We start from the raw sequence: 26341 nt of genomic DNA, 5'->3' as shown, positions 1-26341 counted from the left end.
CATGCAAGGCGCGCTGGCCCCTTATGCCTGCGACCCGGCCCACAGCCGCGGCCGCCGCCATGCCGAGGCGCCAGCCCCCACACGCACCGAGTACCAGCGCGACCGGGACCGCATCGTGCACTCCACCGCGTTCCGGCGCCTGGTCTACAAGACCCAGGTGTTCCTGAACCATGAGGGCGACCTGTTCCGTACGCGGCTCACGCATTCGCTGGAGGTGGCGCAGCTCGGCCGTTCCATCGCACGCTCGCTGCGGCTCAACGAGGATCTGGTCGAGGCCATCGCGCTCGCGCACGACCTGGGCCACACGCCCTTCGGCCATGCCGGGCAGGACGCGTTGAACGCCTGCATGGCCGCGCACGGTGGCTTCGAGCACAACCTGCAAAGCCTGCGCGTGGTGGACGAGCTGGAGCACCGCTACCCGCGCTACGACGGCTTGAACCTCAGCTTCGAGACGCGCGAGGGCATCCTCAAGCACTGCTCGCGCGCCAATGCCGAGCATCTGGAGGCCGCGCATCCCGGCGACGTGGGCCAGCGCTTCCTGCAGCGCACGCAGCCCAGCCTGGAGGCGCAGCTGTGCAACCTGGCCGACGAGATCGCCTACAACGCGCATGACATCGACGACGGCGTGCGATCCGGCCTGCTGGTGATGGAGCAGCTGCACGAGGTGCCGCTGTTCGACGACTTCCGGCGCGAAACGCTGCGCGAGCATCCCGGGCTCACGGGCCGCCGCGTGCTGTACGAAAGCATCCGCCGCATGCTGAGCGCCCAGGTCTACGACGTGATCGCGGCCAGCAGCGCGGCCCTGGCGGAGCACCGTCCCGGCAGCACCGATGCCGTGCGGCGCTGCGTGCCGCTGATCGGCTTTCAAGCCGCGATGCGGGAGGCCTCGCAGGTGCTCAAGCGCTTCCTCACGCGCAACCTGTACCGGCATCCGCAGGTCAACGACATCACCGACCAGGCCAAGGCCGTGGTGCAGCAGTTGTTCGAGGCCTACCACCACGCCCCACGCGAAATGGCCGAGCGCTTTGCCGAACGCGCAGCCGACCGCCTGGCGCGCGGCGGCGTGGCCGCCCAGGCCCGCGTGGTGGCCGACTACATCGCCGGCATGACCGACCGCTTCGCCGCGCGCGAGCACGAGCGCCTGACCGGCCAGCGCTTGCTGGGATGAGCATGGACGCGACTGAAATCGAGACGGTGCGCCGCGACACCATTGCCTGGCTGGAGCGCGCCGTGATCGGGCTCAACCTGTGCCCCTTCGCCAAGGCCGTGCACACCAAAGGCCAGGTGCACCTGGCCGTCAGCGCAGCACGGCACGCCGACGCGGTTGAGGCCGACCTCAGGCGCGAGCTGCTCGACCTGCTGGCGCTGGACGCCTCCGTGCGCGACACCACACTGCTGGTGCTGCCGCAGGCGCTGGCCGATTTCCTGGACTACAACGATTTCCTGGACCAGGCCGATGCCGTGCTGGAAGAGCTGGACCCGGACGGTGAGATCCAGATCGCGAGCTTCCACCCCGATTACCAATTTGCCGGCACCGCGCCCGACGACGTGACCAACTGCAGCAACCGCTCGCCTTACCCCATCCTGCACCTGCTGCGCGAAGACAGCGTGGAGCGCGCCGTCCAGGCCGTCCCCGACGCGGCCGACATCTTCGAGCGCAACATGGAGACGCTGCGCAAGCTGGGCCCACAGGGCTGGGCCGCGCTGGGCGTGGGGCGGTCCAGGGGGGAGGGCGCCGCATGAAAAAGACGCAGCAACCCGACCCCGCCGCCGCTGTGGCCGCCGAGCTGCGGCCAGGCCAGTCCATCGAGCTGCTCAAGGAATTGCACATCTTGACGCGCGAGGGCCGGCTGAACCAGGACTCGCGCCGCAAGCTCAAGCAGGTGTACCACCTCGTGCAGTTCATCGAGCGCGAGGTGCAGGATGGCTTTGCCGCCGACCAGGCCGTGACGCTGGCCGACCACGGCGCCGGCAAGTCCTACCTGGGCTTCATCCTGTACGACCTGCTGTTCGCCAGGCGCCCCGGCCATGTCTACGGCATCGAGACGCGGGCCGAGCTGGTCGACAAGTCGCGCGCGCTGGCGCAGCGGCTGGGCTTTGGCCGCATGTCCTTCCTGAACCTCCGCGTGGCCGAGGCTGCCGAGTCTGGCGAGTTGCCGGGCCGCATCGACATCGTGACCGCGCTGCACGCCTGCGATACGGCCACCGACGACGCGATCCGCTTTGGGCTGCAGAAGCAGGCCGCCAGCATGGTGCTGGTGCCTTGCTGCCAGGCCGAGGTGGCGTCCTGCCTGCGCCAGCACAAGGCGCTGCAGCTGTCGCGCACGCCGCTGGCCGAGCTGTGGCGCCACCCGCTGCACACGCGCGAGATGGGCAGCCAGATCACCAACGTGCTGCGCTGCCTGTACCTGGAGGCCTGCGGCTACCAGGTCACGGTGACCGAGCTCGTGGGCTGGGAGCACAGCATGAAGAACGAGCTCATCGTCGCGCGCCGCACCGGCAAGCCCAAGCGCAGCGCGGCCGAGCGGCTGGGCCAGTTGCTGGACGAGTTCGGCCTGGACAGCCTGCGCGCGACGCGGTTCGACTTGCTGCCTGCCGCTGCGTGAGAGGCTGAAGATGGCGAGGCTGCCCCGCCTGTCGCTGGCCGGCCATGTGCACCACCTGTTGCAGCGTGGCAACAATCGCCAGCCCATCTTCACGAGCACGTCCGAGCACAACGCCATGCTGGAATTGCTGGCGCAGGAGGCCCGACGCCACCGCGTGGCGCTGCATGCCTACGTGCTCATGCCCAACCATTTCCACATTCTGGCCACGCCGGAGGAGGTCGACGGCCTGTCGCGCATGATGCAGGCCGTGGGCCGCGCCTATGTGCGCGCGTTCAACCAGGCACATGGCCGCAGCGGCACGCTGTGGGAGGGGCGCTACCGCTCGACCCTGCTGCAGCCCGAGCTGCATCTGCTGGCATGCATGGCGTACTTCGACCTGAACCCCGTGCGCGCCGAACTGGTGCCCGCCCCTGGCGAGTACCCCTGGTCCAGCCACCAGCATTACGCCGGCCTGCGGCACGACGGCTGGCTGGTGCCGCCGCCGGCCTATTGGGCGCTGGGCAACACGCCGTTCGCGCGCGAAGCCGCATACGCCGAAATGGTGCACGCCGGTGTCACGGCTCCCCAGCAAGAAGCATTGACGCAATCGGTGCTGGGCGGATGGGTACTGGGCGATGCAGCGTATGTGGCACAGCTGCAGCAGGCCGTGCCGCGCCGCTTGTCCCGCGCCCGGCCCGGTCGACCAACCAAAGCGGTTTGAATGTGGGTCGTGCCACGACATCCACAATGGTTGTCCCGAGGCGCTTGATATGTCCCCAATTAATATTAGAGGGAATTGATCGGGTTTAATAAGGTGTCTGACCCCATTTATTGTTGTTGGCATCGATGTTGCAACGCACTATGCTCACTCTCCCGCGATAAGACCGAAGACTGAAGGAGTGCGTCAATGACCACGGAAGCCGAGATCCAACACCTGGAACAGCACGGGCTGTATTCCGCCGCCAATGAGCACGACGCGTGCGGCCTGGGCTTCGTGGCCCACATCAAGGGCGAGAAACGGCACGACATCGTGACCCAGGCGCTCAAGATCCTCGAGAACATCGACCACCGCGGCGCGGTCGGTGCCGACAAGCTCATGGGCGACGGCGCCGGCATCCTGATCCAGATCCCGGACGCGCTGTACCGCGAGGAAATGGCCAAGCAGGGCGTCACGCTGCCGCCAGCGGGCGAATATGGCGTGGGCGTGATCTTCCTGCCCAAGGAACATGCATCGCGCATGGCCTGCGAGCAGGAGATCGAACGCGCGATCAAGGCCGAAGGCCAGGTGCTGCTGGGCTGGCGCGACGTGCCGGTCAACAAGGACATGCCCATGTCCCCGGCCGTGCGCAAGACCGAGCCCATCCTGCGCCAGGTGTTCATCGGCCGCGGCAGCGACGTGATCGTGCAGGACGCGCTGGAGCGCAAGCTGTACGTGATCCGCAAGACGGCCAGCGCCAACATCCAGAACCTAGAACTTAAGCACTCCAAGGAGTACTACGTTCCCAGCATGTCCAGCCGCACCGTGGTCTACAAGGGCCTGCTGCTGGCGGACCAGGTGGGCGTGTACTACGTCGACCTGGCCGATGAGCGCTGCGTGTCGGCCATCGGCCTGGTGCATCAGCGCTTCTCCACCAACACCTTCCCCAAGTGGCCGCTGGCCCACCCGTATCGCTACGTCGCGCACAACGGCGAAATCAACACGGTGCGCGGCAACTACAACTGGATGCTGGCGCGCGAGGGCGTGATGTCGTCCCCGGTGCTGGCGGCCGACCTGGCCAAGCTCTACCCCATCAGCTTCGCCGGCCAGTCCGACACCGCCACCTTCGACAACTGCCTGGAACTCATGACCATGGCGGGCTACCCGATCGCCCAGGCCGTGATGATGATGATCCCCGAGCCGTGGGAGCAGCACGAGAAGATGGACGAGCGCCGCCGCGCGTTCTACGAGTACCACGCCGCCATGATGGAGCCCTGGGACGGCCCGGCCTCCATCGTGTTCACCGACGGCCGCCAGATCGGCGCCACGCTGGACCGCAACGGCCTGCGCCCCTCGCGCTACTGCGTGACCGACGACGACATGGTCATCATGGCCTCCGAGGCCGGCGTGCTGCCCATCCCCGAGCACAAGATCGTCAAGAAGTGGCGCCTGCAGCCCGGCAAGATGTTCCTCATCGACCTGGAACAGGGCCGCATGATCGACGACGACGAACTCAAGTCGCTGGTCGTCAACACCAAGCCCTACAAGCAGTGGATCGAGAACCTGCGCATCAAGCTGGACGACCTGTCGGAAACCTCGGGCGACCCGTCCGACAGCGAGGTCTCGCTGCTGGACCGCCAGCAGGCCTTCGGCTACACGCAGGAAGACATCAAGTTCCTGATGAGCCCCATGGCGCAGGCCGGCGAAGAGGGCATCGGCTCCATGGGCAACGACAGCCCGCTGGCGGTGCTCTCGTCCAAGAACAAGCTGCTCTACAACTACTTCCGGCAGATGTTCGCGCAGGTGACCAACCCGCCGATCGACCCGATCCGCGAGGCCATCGTGATGTCGCTGAACAGCTTCATCGGCCCCAAGCCCAACCTGCTGGACATCAACCAGGTCAACCCGCCGATGCGGCTGGAAGTCAGCCAGCCCATCCTGGACTTCGCCGACATGGCCAAGCTGCGCGACATCGCGCGCATCACCCAGGGCAAATTCCGCTCGGCGACGCTGGACATCACCTACCCGGCCGACTGGGGCCGCGAAGGCGTGGAGGCCAAGCTGGCCTCGCTGTGCGCCGAAGCCGTGGACGCCATCAAGGGCGGCCACAACATCCTGATCGTGTCCGACCGCGCCGTCAGCGCGACACAGGTGGCCATCCCCGCCCTGCTGGCCTCCAGCGCCATCCACCAGCATCTGGTGCGCGAGGGCCTGCGCACCACGGCCGGCTTGGTCGTGGAGACCGGTAGTGCGCGTGAGGTGCACCACTTCGGCGTGCTGGCCGGCTACGGCGCCGAAGCCATCCATCCCTACCTGGCCATGGAAACGCTGGCCGCGATGCATGCCGACCTGCCCGGCGCGCTGTCGGCTGAAAAGGCCATCTACAACTATGTAAAGGCCATCGGCAAGGGCCTGTCCAAGATCATGTCCAAGATGGGCGTGTCGACCTACATGTCGTACTGCGGCGCGCAGCTGTTTGAGGTGATCGGCCTCAACAGCGGCACGGTGGACAAGTACTTCACGGGCACCGCCAGCCGCGTCGAGGGCATCGGAGTGTTCGAGATCGCCGAGGAAGCGCTGCGCATGCACGCCGCCGCTTTCGGTGATGACCCGGTGCTGGCCAGCATGCTGGACGCCGGCGGCGAATACGCCTGGCGCACGCGCGGCGAAGAACACATGTGGTCGCCCGACGCGATTGCCAAGCTGCAACACAGCACGCGCGCCAACAGCTGGAGCACCTACAAGGAGTACGCCCAGATCATCAACGACCAGAGCCGGCGCCACATGACGCTGCGCGGCCTGTTCGAGTTCAGGATCGACCCGTCCAAGGCCATCCCCGTGGACGAGGTGGAATCCGCGGCCGACATCGTCAAGCGCTTCGCGACCGGCGCCATGTCGCTGGGCTCGATCTCCACCGAGGCCCATGCGACGCTGGCCGTGGCCATGAACCGCATCGGCGGCAAGAGCAACACTGGGGAGGGCGGGGAAGACCCGGCGCGCTACCGCAACGAACTCAAAGGCATCCCGATCAAGCAGGGCGACACGCTCAAGAGCGTGATCGGCGAGAAGGAGGTCGAGGTCGACCTGCCACTCAAGGACGGCGACTCGCTGCGCTCCAAGATCAAGCAGGTTGCATCCGGCCGCTTCGGCGTGACGGCGGAGTACCTGTCGTCCTCCGACCAGATCCAGATCAAGATGGCCCAGGGCGCCAAGCCTGGGGAGGGCGGCCAACTGCCCGGCGGCAAGGTCACCGAATACATCGGCAAGCAGCGCTACGCCGTGCCTGGCGTGGGCCTGATCTCGCCGCCGCCGCACCACGACATCTATTCGATCGAAGACCTGGCGCAGCTGATCCACGACTTGAAGAACGTCGCGCCGCACGCGTCCATCAGCACCAAGCTGGTGTCCGAAGTGGGCGTGGGCACCATTGCCGCGGGCGTGACCAAGTGCAAGAGCGACCACATCGTGATCGCCGGCCACGACGGTGGCACGGGTGCCTCGCCCTGGTCGTCCATCAAACATGCCGGCAGCCCCTGGGAGATCGGCCTGGCCGAGACCCAGCAGACCCTGGTGCTGAACCGCCTGCGCGGCCGCGTGCGCGTGCAGGCCGATGGCCAGATGAAGACCGGCCGCGATGTGGCCATCGGTGCGCTGCTGGGCGCCGACGAGTTCGGCTTCGCCACCGCGCCGCTGATCGTCGAGGGCTGCATCATGATGCGCAAGTGCCACCTGAACACCTGCCCGGTGGGCGTGGCAACGCAGGACCCGGTGCTGCGCAAGAAGTTCTCGGGCAAGCCCGAGCACGTGGTGAACTACTTCTTCTTCGTCGCCGAGGAAGTGCGCCAGATCATGGCCCAGCTGGGCATCCGCAAGTTCGACGACATGATCGGCCGCTCCGAGCTGCTGGACATCAAGAAGGGCATTGCGCACTGGAAGGCCAGGGGCCTGGACTTCAGTCGCCTGTTCGCCGTGCCGCAAGTGCCGGCCGACGTGCCGCGCTTCCATGTGGAGAACCAGGAACACGGCCTGGAGCACAACCTGGACACGCGCCTGATCGAGAAGAGCCGCGCCGCCATCGACAAGGGCGAGAAGGTGCAGTTCATCGAGGTCGCGCGCAACGTGAACCGCACCGTAGGCGCAAAGTTGTCGGGCGCCGTGACGCGCGTGCATCCCGAGGGCCTGCCGGACGACACCATCCGCATCCAGCTCGAAGGCACGGGCGGCCAGTCCTTCGGCGCCTTCCTGTGCAAGGGCATCACGCTGTACCTGATCGGCGAGGCCAACGACTACACGGGCAAGGGACTGTCGGGTGGCCGCGTCGTCGTGCGGCCCAGCCTGGACTTCCGTGGCGAGCCGGTGCGCAACACCATCGTCGGCAACACCGTCATGTACGGCGCGACCACGGGCGAGGCCTACTTCTGCGGCGTGGCCGGCGAGCGTTTCGCCGTGCGCCTGTCGGGCGCCACGGCCGTCGTGGAGGGCACGGGCGACCATGGCTGCGAGTACATGACGGGCGGCACGGTCGCCGTGCTGGGCAAGACCGGCCGCAACTTCGCCGCCGGCATGAGCGGTGGCGTGGCCTACGTGTTCGACGAGGACGGCCAGTTCGCCAGCCGCTGCAACCCCTCCATGGTCACGCTCGAGAAGGTGCTGCCCACGGCCGAGCAGACCGCCACCGTCAAGCGCGGCCACTGGCACAACGGCCAGACCGACGAGGCCCAGCTGCGCAAGCTGCTGGAAGACCACCACCGCTGGACGGGCAGCAAGCGCGCGCGCGAACTGCTGGACGACTGGGCCACGGCACGCGGCCGCTTCGTGAAGGTGTTCCCGAACGAGTACAAGCGCGCGCTGGGCGAGATCCACGACCGCAAGGTGGAGCTGGCCAGCAGCGGCAACAACGCCCATGTGGGCCTGGAACCCCACGCCGTGCGCGCGCCGGCCAAGGTCTGAACGCACAGAACAACGAGGAAGAACACGATGGGAAAGATCACCGGCTTCATGGAGCATGGCCGCATCGAGGAGGGCTACAAGCCCGTGGACGAGCGCCTGAAGCACTACAAGGAATTCGTGGTGGCGCTCACGCCCGAGCAGGCCAAGATCCAGGGCGCGCGCTGTATGGACTGCGGCACGCCGTTCTGCAACAGCGGCTGCCCGGTCAACAACGTCATCCCCGACTTCAACGACCTGGTCTATCGCAACGACTGGCAGAACGCCTTCGCGGTGCTGGATTCGACCAACAACTTCCCCGAGTTCACGGGCCGCATCTGCCCCGCGCCCTGCGAGGCGGCCTGCGTACTGAACGTGAACGACGACGCGATCGGCATCAAGTCCATCGAGCACGCCATCATCGACCGTGCCTGGGACGAAGGCTGGGTCACGCCGCGGCCCGCGCGCATCAAGACCGGCAAGAAGGTGGCCGTGGTCGGTTCCGGCCCGGCCGGCATGGCGGCCGCGCAGCAGCTTGCGCGTGCGGGCCATGACGTGACGCTGTTCGAGAAGAACGACCGCATCGGCGGCCTGCTGCGCTACGGCATCCCCGACTTCAAGATGGAGAAGAGCCACATCGACCGCCGCGTCAAGCAGATGGAGGCTGAGGGCGTGACGTTTCGGACGGGCGTCGTCGTGGGCAACTGGCCGAAGGATTCGAAGGTCACGAACTTCGCCAAGCAGACCATTACGCCGGACGAGCTGAAGAAGGAATTCGACGCCATCGTACTGACCGGCGGCTCCGAGCAGTCGCGCGACCTGCCCGTGCCGGGCCGCGATCTGGACGGCATCCATTTCGCTATGGAGTTCCTGCCACAGCAGAACAAGGTCAATGCCGGCGACAAGCTCAAGGGCCAGCTACGTGCCGACGGCAAGCACGTCATCGTGATCGGCGGCGGCGACACCGGCAGCGACTGCGTGGGCACCAGCAACCGCCATGGCGCGGCGAGCGTCACGCAGTTCGAGGTCATGCCCCAGCCGCCGGCGGAGGAAAACCGGCCCATGACCTGGCCGTACTGGCCGATCAAGCTGCGCACCAGCTCCAGCCACGAGGAAGGCTGCGAACGCGAGTTCGCCATCTCGACCAAGGAGTTCATCGGCGAGAAGGGCAAGATCACGGGCTTGAAGACCGTGCGCGTCGAGTGGAAGGACGGCAAGATGGTCGAGGTCGCCGGCAGCGAGCAGGTGCTCAAGGCCGATCTGGTGCTGCTGGCCATGGGCTTCGTGCATCCGGTAACGACCGTGCTGGAATCCTTCGGCGTGGACAAGGACACGCGCGGCAATGCCAAGGCCACGACCGAGTTCGATGGCGGCTACGCGACCAACGTGCCCAAGGTCTTCGCCGCCGGTGACATGCGTCGCGGTCAGTCGCTGGTGGTCTGGGCGATCCGTGAGGGGCGCCAGGCGGCGCGCGCGGTGGACGAGTTCCTGATGGGCTTCTCGGATCTGCCGCGCTGACGCAATGTCCTGGGTGAATGTCGCGTATACGAGCGTGTCCGCGGCATCCCTTATCATCGTTCAAGGCCGGAACTCCTCCGGCTTTGTCGTTTGATGGACTCCTCGAACCCTCCCCCCGATCCCCTGGTCACGCTGCAGGACCTCTCCTTTGGTTATGGCGAACGCCTGATCCTGGATGGTGTGTCGCTGACCGTGCCGCGCGGCAAGGTCACGGCCCTGATGGGCGCCTCGGGCGGCGGCAAGACCACGGTGCTGCGCCTGATCGGCGGGCAGATCCGGCCCCAGCGCGGCAAGCTGCTGTTCGACGGCCAGGACGTGGGCGCGATGCAGGCCGAAGCCTTGTACGCCGCGCGCCGGCGCATGGGCATGCTGTTCCAGTTCGGTGCGCTGTTCACCGACCTCAGCGTGTTCGAGAACGTCGCCTTTCCGCTGCGTGAGCACACCGACCTCAGCGAAGCCCTGGTGCGCGACATCGTGCTCATGAAGCTCAACGCCGTGGGCTTGCGCGGCGCGCGCGACCTGATGCCCAGCGAAGTTTCCGGTGGCATGGCGCGGCGCGTGGCGCTGGCCCGGGCCATCGCGCTCGACCCGGAACTCGTGATGTACGACGAACCCTTCGCCGGCCTGGACCCGATCTCGCTCGGCACCGCCGCCAAGCTGATCCGCCAGCTCAACGACGCCATGGGCCTGACCAGCATCGTGGTCTCGCACGACCTGGACGAAACCTTCGCCATCGCAGACCAGGTCATCGTGCTGGCCAACGGCAAGATTGCCGCCCAGGGCACACCGGACGAGGTGCGCCAGAGCACCGATCCTCTCGTGCACCAGTTCGTGCATGCCGAGGCCGAAGGCCCTGTGCGCTTCCACTATCCCGGCCCGTCGGTCGAGCAGGACTTCGGAGCGGCGCCATGAGCTGGTGGCGCCCGTCCGACGTGGGCTTTGCCGTGCGGCGCGAGCTGGCCGACCTGGGGCAGGCCACGCGCCTGTTCCTGCGCCTGGTGGCACTCGGTGGCGCGAGCGTGCGGCGCTTCGGCCTGGTGCGCGACCAGATCCACTTCCTGGGCAATTATTCGCTGGCGATCATCATGGTCTCGGGCCTGTTCGTCGGCTTCGTGCTGAGCCTGCAGGGCTACTACACCTTGCAGCGCTACGGCTCGTCCGAGGCACTGGGGCTGCTGGTCGCACTGAGCCTGGTGCGTGAGCTGGGGCCGGTGGTCACCGCACTACTGTTCGCTGGGCGCGCCGGCACCTCGCTGACGGCCGGCATCGGCCTCATGAAGGCAGGCGAACAGCTGACGGCCATGGAGATGATGGCCGTCGATCCGGTCAGCCGTGTGCTGGCGCCGCGCTTCTGGGGCGGCGTGATCGCCATGCCCCTGTTGGCCGCGCTGTTCAGCGCGGTCGGCATCATCGGCGGCTGGCTGGTCGGCGTGGTCATGATCGGCGTGGACGCGGGCGCGTTCTGGAGCCAGATGCAAGGCGGCGTGGATTGGTGGAAGGACGTGGGCAACGGCGTGCTCAAGAGCATCGTGTTCGGCTTCACCGTGACCTTCGTCGCACTGCTCATGGGCTGGCGTGCGCAGCCCACGCCCGAGGGCGTGTCGCGTGCCACGACGCGCACGGTGGTCGTGGCCTCGCTGGCCGTGCTGGGGCTCGATTTCGTGCTCACGGCAATGATGTTCAATATATGAAAAGATCCAACGCTGGATCTCAGAGGAATGGCGATGGAACGCGCAAAGACTGATGTGTGGGTGGGGCTGTTTGTGCTGCTGGGCGCGGCCGCCATCCTGTTCCTCGCGCTGCGCGCGGCGAACCTGACCAGCCTGAGCCTGTCGTCCAGTTACCCGCTGACGGCAAGGTTCGACAACATTGGCGGGCTCAAGCCCAAGGCCGCTGTCAAGAGTGCTGGCGTGGTCGTGGGACGTGTCGAATCCATCGAATTTGATGACAAGAGCTTCCAGGCGAGCGTGCAGATGGCAATGCAGAGCCGCTACACTTTTCCGAAGGACAGCTCCTTGAAGATCCTGACCAGCGGGCTGTTGGGTGAGCAATACATCGGCATCGAAGCGGGCGCGGATGAGAAAAACCTGGCGGCCGGCGACACCATCACGACGACACAATCCGCGGTGGTGCTGGAAAACCTGATCGGCCAGTTCCTTTACAACAAGGCGTCCGACGGGCCCGCGGCACCAGCGGCTAAAAAGTAAGAACAACCCAATTCCACCATGACGCATCTCCTCGTTCGACCCCTCGCAATCACCGCCTGCGTGCTGACCCTGGCCCTGGCAGGCGGTTGCGCCAGCGGCCCGAATGCGGATCCGCGTGACCCGCTGGAGCCCTTCAACCGCGGCGTCACGCGCTTCAACGACGGCGTGGACCGTGCCGTGCTCAAGCCTGTCGCTCAGGCCTACGACAAGGTCACGCCCGACGTGGTGCGCACCGGCGTCAGCAACTTCTTCAACAACCTGCAGGACGCCTGGACGGCCGTCAATGCGCTGTTGCAGTTCAAGCCGCAGGCCGCGGTGGACAGCCTGTTCCGCTTCCAGATCAACACCGTGTTCGGCATCGGCGGCCTGCTCGACATCGCCAGCGAAGCCAACATCGAGCGGCACAAGGAAGACTTCGGCCAGACACTGGGCCGCTGGGGCGTGCCGGCCGGTCCCTACTTGGTGCTGCCGCTGCTCGGGCCGTCCACTGTGCGCGATGCGTCGGCCCTGCCCGTGAACACCTGGGGCAATGGCATCACGCACCTGGACAGCGAGTCGCTGCGCTACACGCTGTATGGCCTGCGCCTCGTCGAGGCGCGCGCGAACCTGCTGCGCGCCAGCAACGTGCTGGACGAAGCCGCGCTCGACAAGTACACGTTCACGCGCGATGTCTACCTGCAGCTGCGTGGCGACGCCGTGCATGACGGGGAGCCGTGGAACCCGGAGAAGGATCCCGCGGCATCCGGCACGGCCAAATAGCCTGCGCATGCTGTATGCCGGGCCGGGCGCCAAGGAACCATTGGCCCCCGCCGGTCTCGAAACCGTGCATCCCCGAACTTCGTTCTTCTGAAGGAAAACAATGATGATGAATCGCAGGAATCTGGCCCGCTGGGCAAGCGCTGCCAGCTTGGTGCTGGCGCAGCTTGCAACGGGCGTGGCCATGGCCGCCGACGAAGCGCCGGACGCGCTGATCAAGCGCCTGTCCACCGAGGTGCTGGACGCGATCAAGGCCGACAAGTCGATCCAGGCGGGAGACATTGCCAAGGTGGTCACGCTCGTCGACACGAAGATCATGCCCAACGTGAACTTCCAGCGCATGACCGCGTCGGCCGTCGGCCCGGCCTGGCGTCAGGCGTCGGCCGAGCAGAAGCAAAAGCTGCAGGATGAATTCAAGATCCTGTTGGTGCGCACCTATTCGGGCGCGCTGGCCCAGGTCAGCGACCAGGAAATCGTGGTGCGACCGCTGCGCGCGGCGGCGGACGACAAGGACGTCGTCGTGCGCTCCGAGGTGCGTGGCCGTGGCGATCCGGTGCAACTGGACTACCGTCTCGAGCAGACGCCGGGCCAGGGCGCAGGCTGGAAGATCTACAACCTGAACGTTCTGGGGATCTGGCTGGTGGAAACCTACCGCAGCCAGTTTGCGCAGGAGATCAACGCCAAAGGCATCGACGGCCTGATCGCCACGCTGGCCCAGCGCAACAAGAGCAACGACGGCAAGAAGGGCTGATGCTGGTCCTGCCGGCCGAACTGACGCATGCGCAGGCCACTGCCTCGCTGCGCATGCTGTTGCAGGGCCTGGCCTCACAGCAGGGGCCAGTCCTGGTCGACGCAACGGCGCTCGCGCGCTTCGATTCATCGGCCCTGGCCGTGCTGCTGCAATGCCGCCGAGAAGCCCAGAGCCTGCAACGCGGCTTCAGTGTGCGCGGCCTGCCGGAGCGCCTGCGTTCGCTGGCGGCCCTGTACGGCGTGGACCAACTCCTGACCACGCCGGCCTGAGCACTCCGCTCCGCCGGCCAGCGTGCGCCGGCCTGGCGCTTTAGAATCGCCGGTTGCCCATGCCCGCCATCTCGTTTCAGTCTGTCACCAAGTCGTATAGCGGCGCTCGTGGCAGCAACTCCCCCTCCTTTCGCGCCCTGGACGATGTCAGCTTCGACATCGAACAAGGGGAATTCTTTGGCCTGCTGGGCCCCAACGGCGCTGGCAAAACGACGTTGATCAGCATCCTGGCCGGCCTGACACGGGCCAGCGGCGGCAAGGTCCTGGTGCAGGGCCACGACGTGCAAACCGACTACGCGGCCGCCCGCCGCGCGCTCGGCGTGGTGCCGCAGGAGCTGGTGTTCGACCCGTTCTTCAATGTGCGCGAGGCCCTGCGCATCCAGTCCGGCTATTTCGGCGTGCGCAACAACGACGCCTGGATCGACGAATTGCTGGAAAGCCTCGGCCTGGCCGACAAGGCCAAGTCCAACATGCGCCAGCTGTCGGGCGGCATGAAGCGCCGCGTGCTGGTCGCGCAGGCCCTGGTGCATCGCCCGCCCGTGATCGTGCTCGATGAGCCCACGGCAGGCGTGGACGTGGAACTGCGCCAAACCCTGTGGCAGTTCATCGCGCGCCTCAACAAGCAGGGGCACACCGTGCTGCTGACCACGCATTACCTGGAAGAAGCCGAAGCCCTGTGCACGCGCATCGGCATGCTCAAGCAGGGCCATCTGGTGGCCCTGGCCGAGACCAGCGACCTGCTCAAGTCCGCCTCCAGCAACGTGTTGCGTTTCAAGATCGACCGTGAACTGCCTGCTTCGCTGGCCGCGACGGCGCGCGTCACCGGCCGCATCGTGCAGTTGCCAGCCCAGGGCGCGCTCGAAATCGAGCAGTACCTGGCGGCCGTGCGCCAGGCCGGCCTGACCGTCGAGGACGTGGAGATCCGCAAGGCGGACCTGGAGGATGTGTTCCTGCAGGTCATGGCGGCCGAGCGTGGCAGCCCAACGGCACTGGTGGCGTGATGACCGGCTGGCAAACCCTGTTCTACAAAGAGATCCTGCGTTTCTGGAAGGTCGGCTTTCAGACCGTGGCCGCGCCCGTGCTGACGGCCGTGCTGTACCTGATGATCTTCGGCCATGTGCTGGAGGGCAACGTCAAGGTCTACGACACCATCGGCTACACCTCGTTCCTGGTGCCCGGCCTTGTCATGATGAGCGTGCTGCAAAACGCCTTCGCGAACAGCTCGTCCTCGCTGATCCAGAGCAAGATCATGGGCAGCCTGGTCTTCGTGTTGCTGACGCCGTTGTCGCACTGGAGCTGGTTCATCGCCTACGTCGGCTCGTCGATCGTGCGCGGCGTGCTGGTCGGGTTCGGCGTGTTCATCGTGACCGTCGGCTTCACGGGCGTGCACCTGGTGGCACCGCTGTGGATTCTGGTGTTCGCGGTGCTGGGCGCGGCGCTGCTGGGCGCGCTGGGCGTGATCGCCGGCTTGTGGGCCGAGAAGTTCGACCAGATGGCGGCGTTCCAGAATTTCGTGATCATGCCCATGACCTTCTTGTCCGGCGTGTTCTATTCCATCCACTCGCTGCCCAGCTTCTGGCAGACCGTGAGCCACCTGAACCCGTTCTTCTACATGATCGACGGCTTTCGCTACGGCTTTTTCGGCGTCAGCGACGTCTCGCCCTGGATCAGCCTTTCCATCGTCGGCACGGCGCTGGTGATGGTGGGCGCGATCAGCGTGCACCTGCTGCGCATCGGCTACAAGATCAGGAGTTGAGCCATGACTGCGGACGAACTGCAAACCATCATTTCCGCGGGCCTGGCCTGCGAGCACCTCAGCGTGCAGGGCGACGGCCGCCATTGGTACGCGACCATCGTGTCCGCGGCCTTCGAGGGCAAGCGGCCCATCCAGCGCCACCAGCAGGTCTATGCCACGCTGGGTGAGAAAATACGCACCGACGAAGTGCATGCGCTCTCGATGAAGACCATGACCCCGGCCGAGTGGACGGCACAGGGCCGGCCCCAGTCCTGATTCCCGGCGCGCCCCCGATGGCGTCGCCCCCAACGATTTCCAAGAACACAGCGATGGACAGACTATTGATTCGCGGCGGCCGCCGCTTGCAGGGCGAGGTGCGCATTTCCGGTGCCAAGAACGCGGCCCTGCCCGAGCTGTGCGCGGCATTGCTGACCGACGAGGCCGTGCAGCTGTCCAACGTGCCGCGCCTGCAGGACGTCAACACCATGCTGGCGCTGATCCGCAACATGGGCGTCGCGGTGGAGCAGGGCGCGGACGGCCATATCACGATCAACGCCAGCACGCTGTCCGTGCGCGAGGCGCCGTACGAACTCGTCAAGACCATGCGCGCCGCGGTGCTGGCGCTGGGCCCGCTGCTGGCGCGTTTCGGCGAGGCCACCGTGTCGCTGCCGGGCGGCTGCGCCATCGGCTCGCGGCCCGTGGACCAGCACATCAAGGGCCTGCAGGCCATGGGCGCCGAGATCGTGGTGGAACACGGCTACATGCTGGCCCGGCTGCCGGCCGGCCGCACGCGCCTGCGCGGCACGCACATCACGACCGACATGGTGACCGTGACGGGTACCGAGAACCTCATGATGGCCGCCACGCTGGCCGAGGGCACGACCGTGCTCGAGAACGCAGCGCAGGAGCCCGAGATCCCCGACCTGGCCGAGATGCTGATCGCCATGGGCGCGCGCATCAGCGGCCACGGCACGCGGCGCATCGTGATCGAGGGTGTGGACCGCCTGCACGGCTGTGCGCACCAGGTCGTGGCCGACCGCATCGAGGCCGGCACCTTCCTGTGCGCGGTCGCGGCGACGGGTGGCGACGTGGTGCTGCGCCATGGCCGGGCCGACCACCTGGACGCGGTCATCGACAAGCTGCGCGACGCCGGTGCGCGCGTGCAGGCGGTCGAGGACGGCATCCGCGTGCAGGCCGACGCGCCGGCCTACGAATTCCTGCGCGCGCAGAGCTTTCGCACCAGCGAATATCCGGGCTTCCCGACCGACATGCAGGCGCAGTTCATGACGCTGAACTGCATCTCCCAGGGCGCGAGCAAGGTCACCGAGACCATCTTCGAGAACCGCTTCATGCACGTGAACGAGTTGCTGCGGCTGGGCGCCAACATCCAGATCGACGGCAAGATCGCCATGATCGAAGGCGGCCCGCGGCTGTCGGGTGCGACCGTCATGGCGACCGACCTGCGCGCCTCGGCCAGTTTGGTCATCGCCGGGCTGGTGGCCGATGGCGAGACCATGGTCGACCGCATCTACCACCTGGACCGCGGTTACGACCAGATGGAAGCCAAGCTGCGCGGCATCGGTGCCGACATCGAGCGTGTGCAGGACAAGGTGACCGCATGATCACGCTTGCGCTGTCCAAGGGCCGGATCTTCGACGAGACGCTGCCGCTGCTGCGCGCCGCCGGCATCGAGGTGCTGGAAGACCCGGAAACCTCGCGCAAGCTGATCCTGGCGACCAACAAGGCCGACCTGCGCGTGGTGCTGGTGCGCGCCACCGACGTGCCGACCTATGTCGAGTACGGCGGCGCCGACCTCGGCATCACCGGCCGTGACACGCTGATCGAGCACGGCGGCCAGGGCCTGTACCAGCCGCTGGACCTGGACATCGCGCGCTGCCGCATCAGCGTGGCCGTGCGCAAGGACTTTGACTACGCATCCGCCGTGCGCCAGGGCTCGCGGCTGCGTGTGGCGACCAAGTACGTCGCCATCGCACGCGACTTCTTCGCGACCAAGGGCGTGCATGTGGACCTGATCAAGCTCTACGGCAGCATGGAGCTGGCGCCGCTGACGGGCCTGGCCGACGCCATCGTCGACCTGGTCTCCACCGGCAACACGCTCAAGGCCAACGACCTGGTCGAGGTCGAGACCATCATGGACATCAGCGCCCGGCTGGTCGTGAACCAGGCCGCGCTGAAGCTCAAGCAGGCCGCGCTGCGGCAGACCATCGACGGCTTTGCCGCGGCACTGCGGCAGGCGCCGGACCGGAATTCCTGATGACCGCTCCTGCCCGTCCCCTGCGACTGTCCACGGCCGACGCCGACTTCGAGGCCCGGTTCCAGCAGCGGCTGCATTGGTCGGCCGACACCGACGCCGCGATCGAGCAGCGCGTGGCGGACATCCTGGCCGATGTGAAGGCGCGCGGCGACGCGGCGGTGCTGGAATACACGCGCCGCTTCGACGGCCTGGCCGCCGACACCGTCGCCGATCTGGAGTTGACGCAGGCCGACTTCCAGCAGGCGTTCGACTCCCTGCCGGCCGAGCAGCGCGATGCGCTGCGTGCGGCGGCGGCACGGGTGCGCAGCTACCACGAGGCCCAGAAGAAGGCCAGCGGCGAGAGCTGGACCTACCGCGACGCCGACGGCACGCTGCTGGGGCAGAAGGTCACACCGCTGGACCGCGTGGGCATCTACGTGCCTGGCGGCAAGGCGGCCTACCCATCCAGCCTGCTCATGAACGCGATCCCGGCGCACGTGGCGGGCGTGCAGGACATCATCATGGTGGTCCCCACACCGGCCAAGGGCAGTGTCGCCACCGGCGGCGCGGGCACCGAAGCCGCCACCAGGGGCGAGCGCAACGTGCTGGTGCTGGCTGCGGCCTACGTGGCCGGCGTCACGCGTGCGTTCACCGTCGGTGGCGCCCAGGCCGTGGCCGCGCTGGCCTACGGCACCGCCAGCATCCCGGCCGTCGACAAGATCACCGGCCCGGGCAACGCGTATGTGGCGGCCGCCAAGCGCCGCGTGTTCGGCACCGTGGGCATCGACATGATTGCGGGCCCCAGCGAGATCCTGGTGTTGGCCGACGGCAGCACGCCGGCCGACTGGGTGGCCATGGACCTGTTCAGCCAGGCTGAGCACGATGAGTTGGCGCAAAGCATCCTGCTGTGCCCCGACGCGGTGTACATCGACGCTGTGCAGGAAGCCATCGACCGGCTGCTGCCCCAGATGCCGCGCGCGGACATCATCGCGGCCTCGCTCAACGGCCGGGGTGCGCTGATCCACACCCGCAGCATGGACGAGGCCTGCGCCATCAGCAACCGCATCGCGCCTGAGCACCTGGAGGTCAGCAGCCACGAGCCGCACCGCTGGGAGCCGATGCTCAAGCATGCCGGGGCCATCTTCCTGGGCGCCTACACCAGCGAAAGCCTGGGCGACTACTGCGCCGGCCCCAACCACGTGCTGCCGACGAGCGGCACGGCGCGCTTCTCCAGCCCACTGGGCGTCTACGACTTCCAAAAGCGCAGCAGCCTGATCGAGGTCAGCCAGGCGGGAGCCCAGGCCCTGGGCGGCATCGCGTCCGTGCTGGCCCATGGCGAAGGCTTGCAGGCCCACGCCCGCGCGGCCGAAATGCGCATGCGTTCCGAATGACTGAAGCCCTGAACCCACGCCTCGCGCCCTTGATCCGGCAGGACGTGCAGTCCATGCATGCCTATGCGGTGCAGGACGCCACCGGCCTGCTCAAGATGGACGCGATGGAGAACCCGCACCGGCTGTCCCCTGCGCTGCAGGCCGAGCTGGGCCAGCGGCTGGGCGCCGTCGCGCTCAACCGCTACCCTGGTGCGCGGCTGGACGACCTGCGCCGCGCGCTGGCGCGGCACGCACAGATGCCGGCGGGCTTCGACCTCATGCTGGGCAATGGCTCGGACGAGCTGATCTCGCTGATCGCCGTGGCCTTCGACGTGCCGGGTGCCAGCATCCTCGCCCCCGTGCCCGGCTTCGTGATGTACGCCATGAGCGCGCAGCTGCAAGGCCTGCGCTTCGTCGGCGTGCCGCTCACGGCCGACTTCGAGCTGGACGAGGCCGCCATGCTGGCTGCCATCGCCGAACACCGGCCCTCCATCGTCTACCTGGCCTATCCGAACAACCCCACGGCCAACCTGTGGGACGACGCGGCCATCGAGCGCATCGTCGAGGCCGCGCCTGGTCTGGTGGTCATGGATGAGGCCTACCAGCCCTTCGCCGCCCGCAGCTACATCGACCGCGTGGCGCGCCACTCCCATGTGCTGCTGATGCGCACGCTCAGCAAGTTCGGCCTGGCCGGCGTGCGCCTGGGCTACATGATGGGCCCCCAGGCCTTGATCGCGCAGATCGACAAGGTGCGCCCGCCCTACAACATCAGCGTGCTGAACGCCGAATGCGCGCTGTTCGCGCTGGAACATGCCGAGGTCTTTGCCGAACAGGCGCGCGACCTGCGTGCGCAGCGCGACGCCTTGCTCAAGGCCTTGCGCGCGGTGCCGGGCGTCCAGGTCTGGAACAGCGATGCCAACATGGTGCTGCTGCGCGTGCCCGGCCAGGACGGGCGTGCCCAGGCCGTGTTCGAAGGCATGCGGGCACGCGGCGTGCTTGTGAAGAACGTTTCTAAAATGCATCCGCTGCTGGCCAATTGCCTGCGCCTGACCGTCGGCACTTCCGACGAGAACGCCCAGATGCTCCAGGCCCTGCAGGACTCCCTATGACGCAAGCCCCCACCCCCACCGCCCGCACGGCCGAAGTCAGCCGCAACACTGCCGAGACCAAGATCACGGTGCGCGTGAACCTGGACGGCACCGGCCAGGCCAAGTTGGCCACCGGCATCGGCTTCTTCGACCACATGCTGGACCAGATCGCGAGGCACGGCCTGATCGACCTGGACATCCAGGCCGAGGGCGACCTGCATATCGACGGTCATCACACGGTGGAGGACGTGGGCATCACGCTCGGCCAGGCCGTGGCCAAGGCCGTGGGCGACAAGAAGGGCATCCGGCGCTACGGCCATGCCTACGTGCCGCTGGACGAGGCGCTGAGCCGCGTCGTCATCGACTTCTCCGGACGCCCGGGCTTGCTGCTCAACGTGCCGTTCAAGAGCGGCATGATCGGCGCGTTCGACACCCAGCTCACGCACGAGTTCTTCCAGGGCTTCGTGAACCACGCCTTTGTCACGCTGCACATCGACAACCTGCGCGGCGAGAACGCGCACCACCAGGCCGAGACCGTGTTCAAGGCCTTCGCGCGCGCGTTGCGCTCGGCGCTGGAGCTCGATCCGCGCTCCATCGGCACCATCCCTTCCACCAAAGGTTCGCTCTGACCATGACGGACAAGACCGTGGCCGTGGTCGATTACGGCATGGGCAACCTGCGCTCGGTTTCGCAGGCCGTGCAGCATGCGGCCGAGGGCGAGGGCTTCAACGTGCACGTGACAGCCGACCCGGCCGTCGTGCGCGCTGCGGGCCGCATCGTGCTGCCGGGCCAGGGCGCGATGCCGGACTGCATGCGCGAACTGCGCGAGTCGGGCCTGCTCGAATCGGTACTCGAGGCGGCCGCCCGCAAACCCCTCTTCGGTGTATGCGTCGGCATGCAGATGCTGCTGGACCGCAGCGAAGAGGCTTGGGCTGGGGAAGAAGCGCAGGGCACGCCGGGCCTGGGCCTGATCGGCGGCGAGGTCATCCGGTTCCAACTGGAGGGGCGCTTGCAGCCCGACGGGAGCCGCTTCAAGGTGCCGCAGATGGGCTGGAATCGCGTCTCCCAGCAACAGCCGGACGGGCGCCGGCATCCGGTCTGGGGCGATGTGCCCGACCAGAGCTGGTTTTATTTCGTGCACAGCTTTTACGCGCGACCGTCGGATCAGCGCCACAGCGCGGGCTTGACGGAGTACGGGGAAACCTTTACCTGTGCGGTCGCACGCGATAATATTTTTGCGACCCAGTTTCACCCGGAGAAGAGCGCGGCGCACGGTCTGGCGCTGTACCGCAACTTCCTCCACTGGAATCCCTGAACCCTTTCCCCTCTCACCGGCTGTCTACAGCACCATGCTTCTTATTCCTGCGATCGATTTGAAAGACGGTCAATGCGTGCGCCTCAAGCAAGGCGACATGGAACAGTCCACCATCTTCAACGAAGACCCGGCCGCGATGGCCCGCACCTGGGTCGACCGCGGCGCCCGTCGGCTGCACCTGGTGGACCTGAACGGCGCCTTCGCCGGCAAGCCCAGGAACGAGATGGCGATTCGCAGGATCCTGAAGGAAGTGGGCAGCGAGGTCGACGTGCAGCTCGGTGGCGGCATCCGCGACCTGGACACGATCGAGCGCTACCTGGACGCCGGCCTGCGCTACGTGATCATCGGCACAGCTGCCGTGAAGAACCCGGGCTTTCTGCAGGACGCCTGCACGGCTTTCGGCGGACACATCATCGTGGGCCTGGATGCCAAGGACGGCAAGGTCGCGACGGACGGCTGGAGCAAGCTGACGGGACATGAGGTCATCGATCTGGCCAAGAAGTTCGAGGACTACGGTATCGAGTCCTTCATCTACACCGACATCGGCCGCGACGGCATGCTGACGGGTATCAACATCGAGGCCACCGTCAAGCTGGCCCAGGCCCTGACCACGCCCGTGATCGCATCGGGTGGCCTGTCCAACATCGCCGACATCGACAAATTGCTCGAAGTCGAAAGCGAAGGCGTGGAAGGCGTGATTTGCGGCCGCGCCATCTACACCGGCGACCTCGATTTCGCCAGCGCTCAGGATCGCGCCGATCAGTTCGGCAATGTCTGAGTTCGCGGCGGCCCCAGAGACGTTTCGGGGCCAGCCCTGCCTGCGTCTGGCGTGGGGCCCGCAGGACAGCCTGCTCGTCGCGCTGCATGGTGCCCATGTGCTGTCGTGGATCGCGGCCGGGCAGGAGCGCCTGTACCTGAGCCCCACGGCGATCTTCGACGGCAAGAGTGCGATCCGCGGCGGCGTGCCGGTCTGCTTTCCGCAATTCAATGTGCGCGGCCCGCTGCCCAAGCACGGCTTTGCGCGCAACCTGGCGTGGACGCCAGGCCAGGCGAACCACGACGCCGCAACGGGTGACGCGGTGCTTGCATTGCAGCTCGCGAGCGACGCGGCCAGCCGCGCATTCTGGCCTGAAGAGTTCCAGTTCGAACTGCGCCTTGCACTCGGGGCAGGACGGCTACGGATGGACCTGGCTGCGCGCAATGGCGGCAGCACGCCCTGGTCGTTCACAGGCGCATTGCACACCTACCTGCGCGTGGCCGACATTGCGGCCGTGCGCCTCGACGGCCTGGACGGCCAGCCCTGCTGGGACGCTTTGACGGACCAGCGCAGCACGCACGCCGGCCCGATCCGCTTTGCTGGCGAGTTCGACCGCGTGTTCCGCGCCGCGCCTGGGCCGCTGGTCCTTCACGACGGCCCATCGCGTCTGCAGATCGAACAGAGCGATAGCTTTGCCGACACGGTGGTCTGGAATCCCGGCCCGGCCCTGCGCCTGGCCGACATGCCAGCCGAAGGTTTCGCGCACATGGTGTGCGTCGAGGCCGGCCAGGTCGAACAAGCCCAGACGCTGGGACCGGGGGCCGCATGGGCCGGTTGGCAGCGCTTGACGATTTCCTGATTTCTCACCGCTCCCACATGCTGGCCAAACGCATCATTCCCTGCTTGGACGTGACCGGTGGCCGCGTCGTCAAGGGCGTCAACTTCGTCGAGCTGCGCGATGCGGGCGACCCCGTGGAGATCGCCGCGCGCTACAACGAGCAGGGCGCGGACGAGCTGACCTTCCTGGACATCACGGCGACCAGCGATGGCCGCGACCTGATCCTGCCCATCATCGAGGCCGTGGCCTCGCAGGTGTTCATCCCACTGACGGTGGGCGGTGGCGTGCGCACGGTCGAAGACGTGCGCCGCCTGCTGAATTCCGGCGCCGACAAGACCAGCTTCAATTCCGCGGCGCTCGCCAACCCGGACGTCATCGTGCAGGCCTCGGGCAAGTACGGCGCGCAGTGCATCGTCGTGGCCATCGACGCCAAGCGGCGCAGCGAGGCCGATGCGCTTGTGCGCGGACCGGGCTGGGATGTCTACAGCCACGGCGGGCGCAAGAACACGGGCCTGGACGCCGTCGCCTGGGCGCGCGAAATGGCACAGCGCGGTGCCGGCGAGATCCTGCTGACCAGCATGGATCGCGATGGCACGAAGTCCGGCTTCGACCTGGCGCTGACCCGTGCCGTCAGCGACGCCGTCAGCGTGCCCGTGATCGCCTCGGGCGGCGTCGGCACGCTCGACCACCTGGCCGACGGCGTGCAGACCGGCGGTGCCGACGCCGTGCTGGCCGCCAGCATCTTCCACTACGGCGAGTTCACAGTCGGCCAAGCCAAGGCCCACATGGCGGGGCGCGGCATTCCCGTGCGTCTGTAGTGGCTTCGCCCCTGTCGTGGCGATGACCGAGAATCTGGCCATGCATTGGTTGGACGAAGTGAAATGGGATGGCCAGGGCCTTGTGCCGGCCATCGCGCAGGAAGCCGCGACGGGCGACGTGCTGATGTTTGCCTGGATGAACCGCGAGGCCCTGCAGAAGACCTTCGAGTTGCAGCGCGCCGTGTACTTCAGCCGCTCGCGCGGCAAGCTCTGGTTCAAGGGCGAAGAGTCGGGCCATGTGCAAACGGTGCATGAGATCCGGCTCGATTGCGATGCTGACGTCGTGCTGCTCAAGGTTACGCAACTGGGCCACGAGCCCGGCATCGCGTGCCATACAGGCCGCCACAGCTGCTTCTTCCAGAAGCTCGAAGCCGGCACCGCGGGCGATGGCGCATGGCGGGCGGTTGATCCGGTCTTGAAAGACCCCGAGTCCATCTACAAGTGACGGCCATGACGACGCTCTCCCAGGACGCACTTGACCGCCTCGCGGCCGTGATCGAAAGCCGCAAACCCGCGGCCGGCGGCGATGCTGCGGCCAGCTATGTGGCACGCCTGCTGCACAAGGGGCCGGACGCGTTCCTGAAAAAGATCGGCGAAGAGGCCACCGAGGTGGTCATGGCCGCAAAGGACATCGACGCCGCCCAGGGGGATGCCGACGTGCTACGCGGCAAGCTGGTCGGCGAGGTGGCCGACCTGTGGTTCCACTCGCTGGTGGCGCTGGCGCACTACGGGCGCGGCCCCCAGGACGTGATCGCCGAGCTGCTGCGCCGCGAAGGCACGAGCGGCATCGAGGAAAAGGCCTTGCGCAAGGCCGTCGCACGCGAAGGAGAAGTCCGTGGCTGACATCATCGACGTCCAGGTGGTCGACAACGAGAAGGCGCAAGGCCTCAAGACCGTCGGCTGGATCAGTTACCTCATGCACCTGGTCGTCGCGGTAGCGGCGGTCATCCCGACGGCCCAGGCCAGCATTGCGCTGCTGATCATCGCTCTCGTGATCGACCTCGTGAAGAAGTCGGACGCCGAGGGCACCTGGCAGGCCAGCCATTTCGATTGGCGCATCCGGTCCGTGTTGTGGGCCGGCGTGCTGTACATCGTGACGCTGCCGTTGTTTCTGCTGTTGTACGTGCCGGGCGCCATCGCCTGGGCCGTGATTTCGATCTGGTTCCTGTACCGCATCGTGCGTGGCATGGTGGACATGAACGCCAGCCGCCCCGTCGGCCTTTCACGCTAGGTTTCCACCATGCACGATCCCGATTGCCTGTTCTGCAAGATCGCCCAGGGCAAGATCCCGTCCCGCAAAGTGCACGAGGACGAAGACTTTTTCGCCTTCCACGACATCCGGCCGGCGGCGCCCATCCATTTTCTGATCGTGCCCAAGCGCCACATTCCCTCCATGGCGCAGCTCACCGCCGAGCATGCCGAGCTCATGGGCCGGATGGTGGTGCTGGCACCGCAGCTGGCGCAGCAGGAGGGCTGCAATCCCTATCCCGATGGCGGCTTCCGCACCGTGGTCAACACGGGCACGGAGGGCGGCCAGGAAGTCCACCATCTGCACATGCATGTGATGGGTGGTCCCCGGCCCTGGGCCCGGGGTTGAGTCCAAAGCCCCGCATGGCGGGATCGTTTCATCCCGCCGACTAAAATTCGACGCAATTCGTTAGGAGTATTTCCATGGGTTCTTTTTCCATCTGGCACTGGTTGATCGTGCTGCTGATCGTGGTGATGGTGTTCGGCACCAAGAAGCTCAAGAACATGGGGTCGGACCTCGGCGGAGCCGTCAAGGGTTTCAAGGACGGCATGAAGGACGGCTCGGCCACTGCTGAAGAGAAGGCGGCCGCCAACGCGCAGGTGGGCAACGCGCCGGTGACGGCCGACAAGTCCACCATCGACGTCGAAGCCAAGACCAAGTCCTGAGCCTCGCGCTGTGATCGATCTCGGCATATCGAAGATGGCGCTGATTGGCGCGGTGGCGTTGATCGTCATCGGGCCCGAAAAGCTGCCGGGTGTCGCGCGCACCGTGGGCGCCTTGCTGGGCAAGGCGCAGCGCTACGTGGCCGACGTGAAGGCCGAGGTCAACCGTTCCATGGAGCTGGACGAGCTCAAGAAGATGAAGGAAACCGTGGAAGGTGCGGCACGCGATGTGCAGAGCTCCGTCCACAACGCGACCAGCGATTTCGAGAAGGACTGGGCCGCCACCACCAGCGGCCTCTCGGGCGAGAGCACGGCCGAGAGCACGACGGCCGACAGCTTCGTGCGCTATCCCGAGTACAAGCATCCCAGGAAGCATTGGCGCGTCAAGCAGGGCGCGATGCCGCAGTGGTACAAGGCCCGGGCCGGTGTGCGCACCAAGGCGCTGTCGGGTGCGGCGCGCGTCGCCCGGTTCCGCCCGCAAAAATTCAATTGACCGCGCCGCGCGCCAGGCTTCGGCTGCGGCGAGCCTGTCGCCCCACCCGTTAG

30 protein-coding genes are annotated in these 26341 nt (G+C 66.8%); all 30 read left to right on the top strand.

What is annotated here, in order from left to right:
* The first annotated feature begins 1 nt into the window (after nucleotide 1).
* The 30 genes from ASF43_RS04895 to tatB all read left to right on the top strand — a co-directional run bounded on the left by ASF43_RS04895 (nucleotide 2) and on the right by tatB (nucleotide 26288).
* Complete coding sequence (locus tag ASF43_RS04895; RefSeq protein WP_056177258.1) at nucleotides 2-1168, top strand: deoxyguanosinetriphosphate triphosphohydrolase; 1167 nt, start codon at nucleotides 2-4, stop codon at nucleotides 1166-1168.
* A gap of 2 nt (nucleotides 1169-1170) precedes the next feature.
* Entirely contained in the window at nucleotides 1171-1743 is a 573-nt protein-coding gene (locus ASF43_RS04890; RefSeq protein ID WP_235578120.1) for a DUF1415 domain-containing protein, read from the top strand.
* On the top strand, nucleotides 1740-2606 hold the full coding sequence (locus ASF43_RS04885; RefSeq protein WP_056177254.1) for an SAM-dependent methyltransferase: 867 nt from the start codon (nucleotides 1740-1742) through the stop codon (nucleotides 2604-2606). Before ASF43_RS04890 ends, ASF43_RS04885 begins: the two co-directional genes overlap by 4 nt.
* Nucleotides 2607-2616: 10 nt before the next feature.
* Nucleotides 2617-3306 (top strand): transposase, encoded by a 690-nt coding sequence (locus ASF43_RS04880; RefSeq protein WP_056177252.1) that lies wholly within the window; start codon nucleotides 2617-2619, stop codon nucleotides 3304-3306.
* A 186-nt stretch (nucleotides 3307-3492) separates the two neighbouring features.
* A complete protein-coding gene (locus tag ASF43_RS04875; protein ID WP_056177251.1) occupies nucleotides 3493-8232 on the top strand; it encodes a glutamate synthase-related protein in 4740 nt (1579 codons plus the stop codon).
* A gap of 27 nt (nucleotides 8233-8259) precedes the next feature.
* Nucleotides 8260-9726, top strand: a complete 1467-nt coding sequence (locus ASF43_RS04870) for a glutamate synthase subunit beta (RefSeq protein WP_056177249.1) — start codon at nucleotides 8260-8262, stop codon at nucleotides 9724-9726.
* Between the two features lie 93 nt (nucleotides 9727-9819).
* Complete coding sequence (locus ASF43_RS04865) at nucleotides 9820-10638, top strand: ABC transporter ATP-binding protein (protein WP_056177247.1); 819 nt, start codon at nucleotides 9820-9822, stop codon at nucleotides 10636-10638.
* Nucleotides 10635-11417 (top strand): lipid asymmetry maintenance ABC transporter permease subunit MlaE, encoded by a 783-nt coding sequence (mlaE, locus tag ASF43_RS04860; RefSeq protein WP_056177245.1) that lies wholly within the window; start codon nucleotides 10635-10637, stop codon nucleotides 11415-11417. Before ASF43_RS04865 ends, mlaE begins: the two co-directional genes overlap by 4 nt.
* A 33-nt stretch (nucleotides 11418-11450) precedes the next feature.
* Nucleotides 11451-11933 carry an outer membrane lipid asymmetry maintenance protein MlaD gene (gene mlaD / locus ASF43_RS04855; RefSeq protein ID WP_056178130.1) on the top strand — a complete coding sequence of 161 codons (483 nt, stop codon included), beginning with the start codon at nucleotides 11451-11453 and terminating at the stop codon, nucleotides 11931-11933.
* 18 nt (nucleotides 11934-11951) lie between these two features.
* Nucleotides 11952-12692: a VacJ family lipoprotein gene (locus ASF43_RS04850; protein ID WP_056177243.1), complete on the top strand. Its 741-nt coding sequence runs from the start codon at nucleotides 11952-11954 to the stop codon at nucleotides 12690-12692.
* A gap of 106 nt (nucleotides 12693-12798) precedes the next feature.
* Nucleotides 12799-13440 (top strand): ABC transporter substrate-binding protein, encoded by a 642-nt coding sequence (locus ASF43_RS04845; RefSeq protein WP_082497667.1) that lies wholly within the window; start codon nucleotides 12799-12801, stop codon nucleotides 13438-13440.
* Entirely contained in the window at nucleotides 13440-13709 is a 270-nt protein-coding gene (locus tag ASF43_RS04840; protein ID WP_056177241.1) for a lipid asymmetry maintenance protein MlaB, read from the top strand. The genes ASF43_RS04845 and ASF43_RS04840 overlap by 1 nt, the downstream gene beginning before the upstream one ends.
* Before the next feature lie 59 nt (nucleotides 13710-13768).
* Nucleotides 13769-14710: an ABC transporter ATP-binding protein gene (locus ASF43_RS04835; protein WP_056177238.1), complete on the top strand. Its 942-nt coding sequence runs from the start codon at nucleotides 13769-13771 to the stop codon at nucleotides 14708-14710.
* A complete protein-coding gene (locus tag ASF43_RS04830; protein WP_056178126.1) occupies nucleotides 14710-15465 on the top strand; it encodes an ABC transporter permease in 756 nt (251 codons plus the stop codon). Before ASF43_RS04835 ends, ASF43_RS04830 begins: the two co-directional genes overlap by 1 nt.
* A 3-nt stretch (nucleotides 15466-15468) precedes the next feature.
* The gene (locus ASF43_RS04825; RefSeq protein ID WP_056177236.1) at nucleotides 15469-15720 is read left to right on the top strand and encodes a BolA family protein; all 252 of its coding nucleotides are present in this window, start codon (nucleotides 15469-15471) and stop codon (nucleotides 15718-15720) included.
* A 53-nt stretch (nucleotides 15721-15773) separates the two neighbouring features.
* Nucleotides 15774-17066, top strand: a complete 1293-nt coding sequence (gene murA / locus ASF43_RS04820) for a UDP-N-acetylglucosamine 1-carboxyvinyltransferase (protein ID WP_056177234.1) — start codon at nucleotides 15774-15776, stop codon at nucleotides 17064-17066.
* A complete protein-coding gene (gene hisG / locus ASF43_RS04815) occupies nucleotides 17063-17719 on the top strand; it encodes an ATP phosphoribosyltransferase (RefSeq protein ID WP_056177232.1) in 657 nt (218 codons plus the stop codon). Before murA ends, hisG begins: the two co-directional genes overlap by 4 nt.
* Nucleotides 17719-19089, top strand: a complete 1371-nt coding sequence (gene hisD, locus ASF43_RS04810; RefSeq protein ID WP_056177231.1) for a histidinol dehydrogenase — start codon at nucleotides 17719-17721, stop codon at nucleotides 19087-19089. Before hisG ends, hisD begins: the two co-directional genes overlap by 1 nt.
* Entirely contained in the window at nucleotides 19086-20177 is a 1092-nt protein-coding gene (gene hisC, locus ASF43_RS04805) for a histidinol-phosphate transaminase (protein ID WP_056177230.1), read from the top strand. The genes hisD and hisC overlap by 4 nt, the downstream gene beginning before the upstream one ends.
* Nucleotides 20174-20785, top strand: coding sequence for an imidazoleglycerol-phosphate dehydratase HisB (hisB, locus tag ASF43_RS04800; protein WP_056177228.1), 612 nt, complete (start codon nucleotides 20174-20176; stop codon nucleotides 20783-20785). Before hisC ends, hisB begins: the two co-directional genes overlap by 4 nt.
* 2 nt (nucleotides 20786-20787) lie before the next feature.
* A complete protein-coding gene (gene hisH / locus ASF43_RS04795) occupies nucleotides 20788-21471 on the top strand; it encodes an imidazole glycerol phosphate synthase subunit HisH (protein WP_056177227.1) in 684 nt (227 codons plus the stop codon).
* A gap of 34 nt (nucleotides 21472-21505) precedes the next feature.
* On the top strand, nucleotides 21506-22249 hold the full coding sequence (hisA, locus tag ASF43_RS04790; protein WP_056177225.1) for a 1-(5-phosphoribosyl)-5-[(5-phosphoribosylamino)methylideneamino]imidazole-4-carboxamide isomerase: 744 nt from the start codon (nucleotides 21506-21508) through the stop codon (nucleotides 22247-22249).
* On the top strand, nucleotides 22242-23087 hold the full coding sequence (locus ASF43_RS04785; RefSeq protein WP_056177223.1) for a D-hexose-6-phosphate mutarotase: 846 nt from the start codon (nucleotides 22242-22244) through the stop codon (nucleotides 23085-23087). The genes hisA and ASF43_RS04785 overlap by 8 nt, the downstream gene beginning before the upstream one ends.
* A 17-nt stretch (nucleotides 23088-23104) precedes the next feature.
* Nucleotides 23105-23884, top strand: a complete 780-nt coding sequence (gene hisF, locus ASF43_RS04780) for an imidazole glycerol phosphate synthase subunit HisF (protein WP_056177221.1) — start codon at nucleotides 23105-23107, stop codon at nucleotides 23882-23884.
* Between the two features lie 22 nt (nucleotides 23885-23906).
* Nucleotides 23907-24329 carry a phosphoribosyl-AMP cyclohydrolase gene (hisI, locus tag ASF43_RS04775; RefSeq protein ID WP_082497666.1) on the top strand — a complete coding sequence of 141 codons (423 nt, stop codon included), beginning with the start codon at nucleotides 23907-23909 and terminating at the stop codon, nucleotides 24327-24329.
* 5 nt (nucleotides 24330-24334) lie between these two features.
* Nucleotides 24335-24727: a phosphoribosyl-ATP diphosphatase gene (locus ASF43_RS04770; RefSeq protein ID WP_056178122.1), complete on the top strand. Its 393-nt coding sequence runs from the start codon at nucleotides 24335-24337 to the stop codon at nucleotides 24725-24727.
* Nucleotides 24720-25115 carry a hypothetical protein gene (locus tag ASF43_RS04765; protein WP_056177219.1) on the top strand — a complete coding sequence of 132 codons (396 nt, stop codon included), beginning with the start codon at nucleotides 24720-24722 and terminating at the stop codon, nucleotides 25113-25115. Before ASF43_RS04770 ends, ASF43_RS04765 begins: the two co-directional genes overlap by 8 nt.
* 9 nt (nucleotides 25116-25124) lie before the next feature.
* Nucleotides 25125-25481, top strand: coding sequence for a histidine triad nucleotide-binding protein (locus ASF43_RS04760; RefSeq protein ID WP_056177217.1), 357 nt, complete (start codon nucleotides 25125-25127; stop codon nucleotides 25479-25481).
* 74 nt (nucleotides 25482-25555) lie between these two features.
* Nucleotides 25556-25798: a Sec-independent protein translocase subunit TatA gene (gene tatA, locus ASF43_RS04755; RefSeq protein WP_056177215.1), complete on the top strand. Its 243-nt coding sequence runs from the start codon at nucleotides 25556-25558 to the stop codon at nucleotides 25796-25798.
* Between the two features lie 10 nt (nucleotides 25799-25808).
* Nucleotides 25809-26288 (top strand): Sec-independent protein translocase protein TatB, encoded by a 480-nt coding sequence (gene tatB / locus ASF43_RS04750; RefSeq protein WP_056177213.1) that lies wholly within the window; start codon nucleotides 25809-25811, stop codon nucleotides 26286-26288.
* Nucleotides 26289-26341 lie beyond the last annotated feature (53 nt).

Source organism: Pseudorhodoferax sp. Leaf267 (assembly GCF_001422405.1).
Taxonomy (GTDB): Bacteria; Pseudomonadota; Gammaproteobacteria; order Burkholderiales; family Burkholderiaceae_C; genus Pseudorhodoferax.
This window is presented reverse-complemented; position numbering and strand designations above follow the sequence as displayed.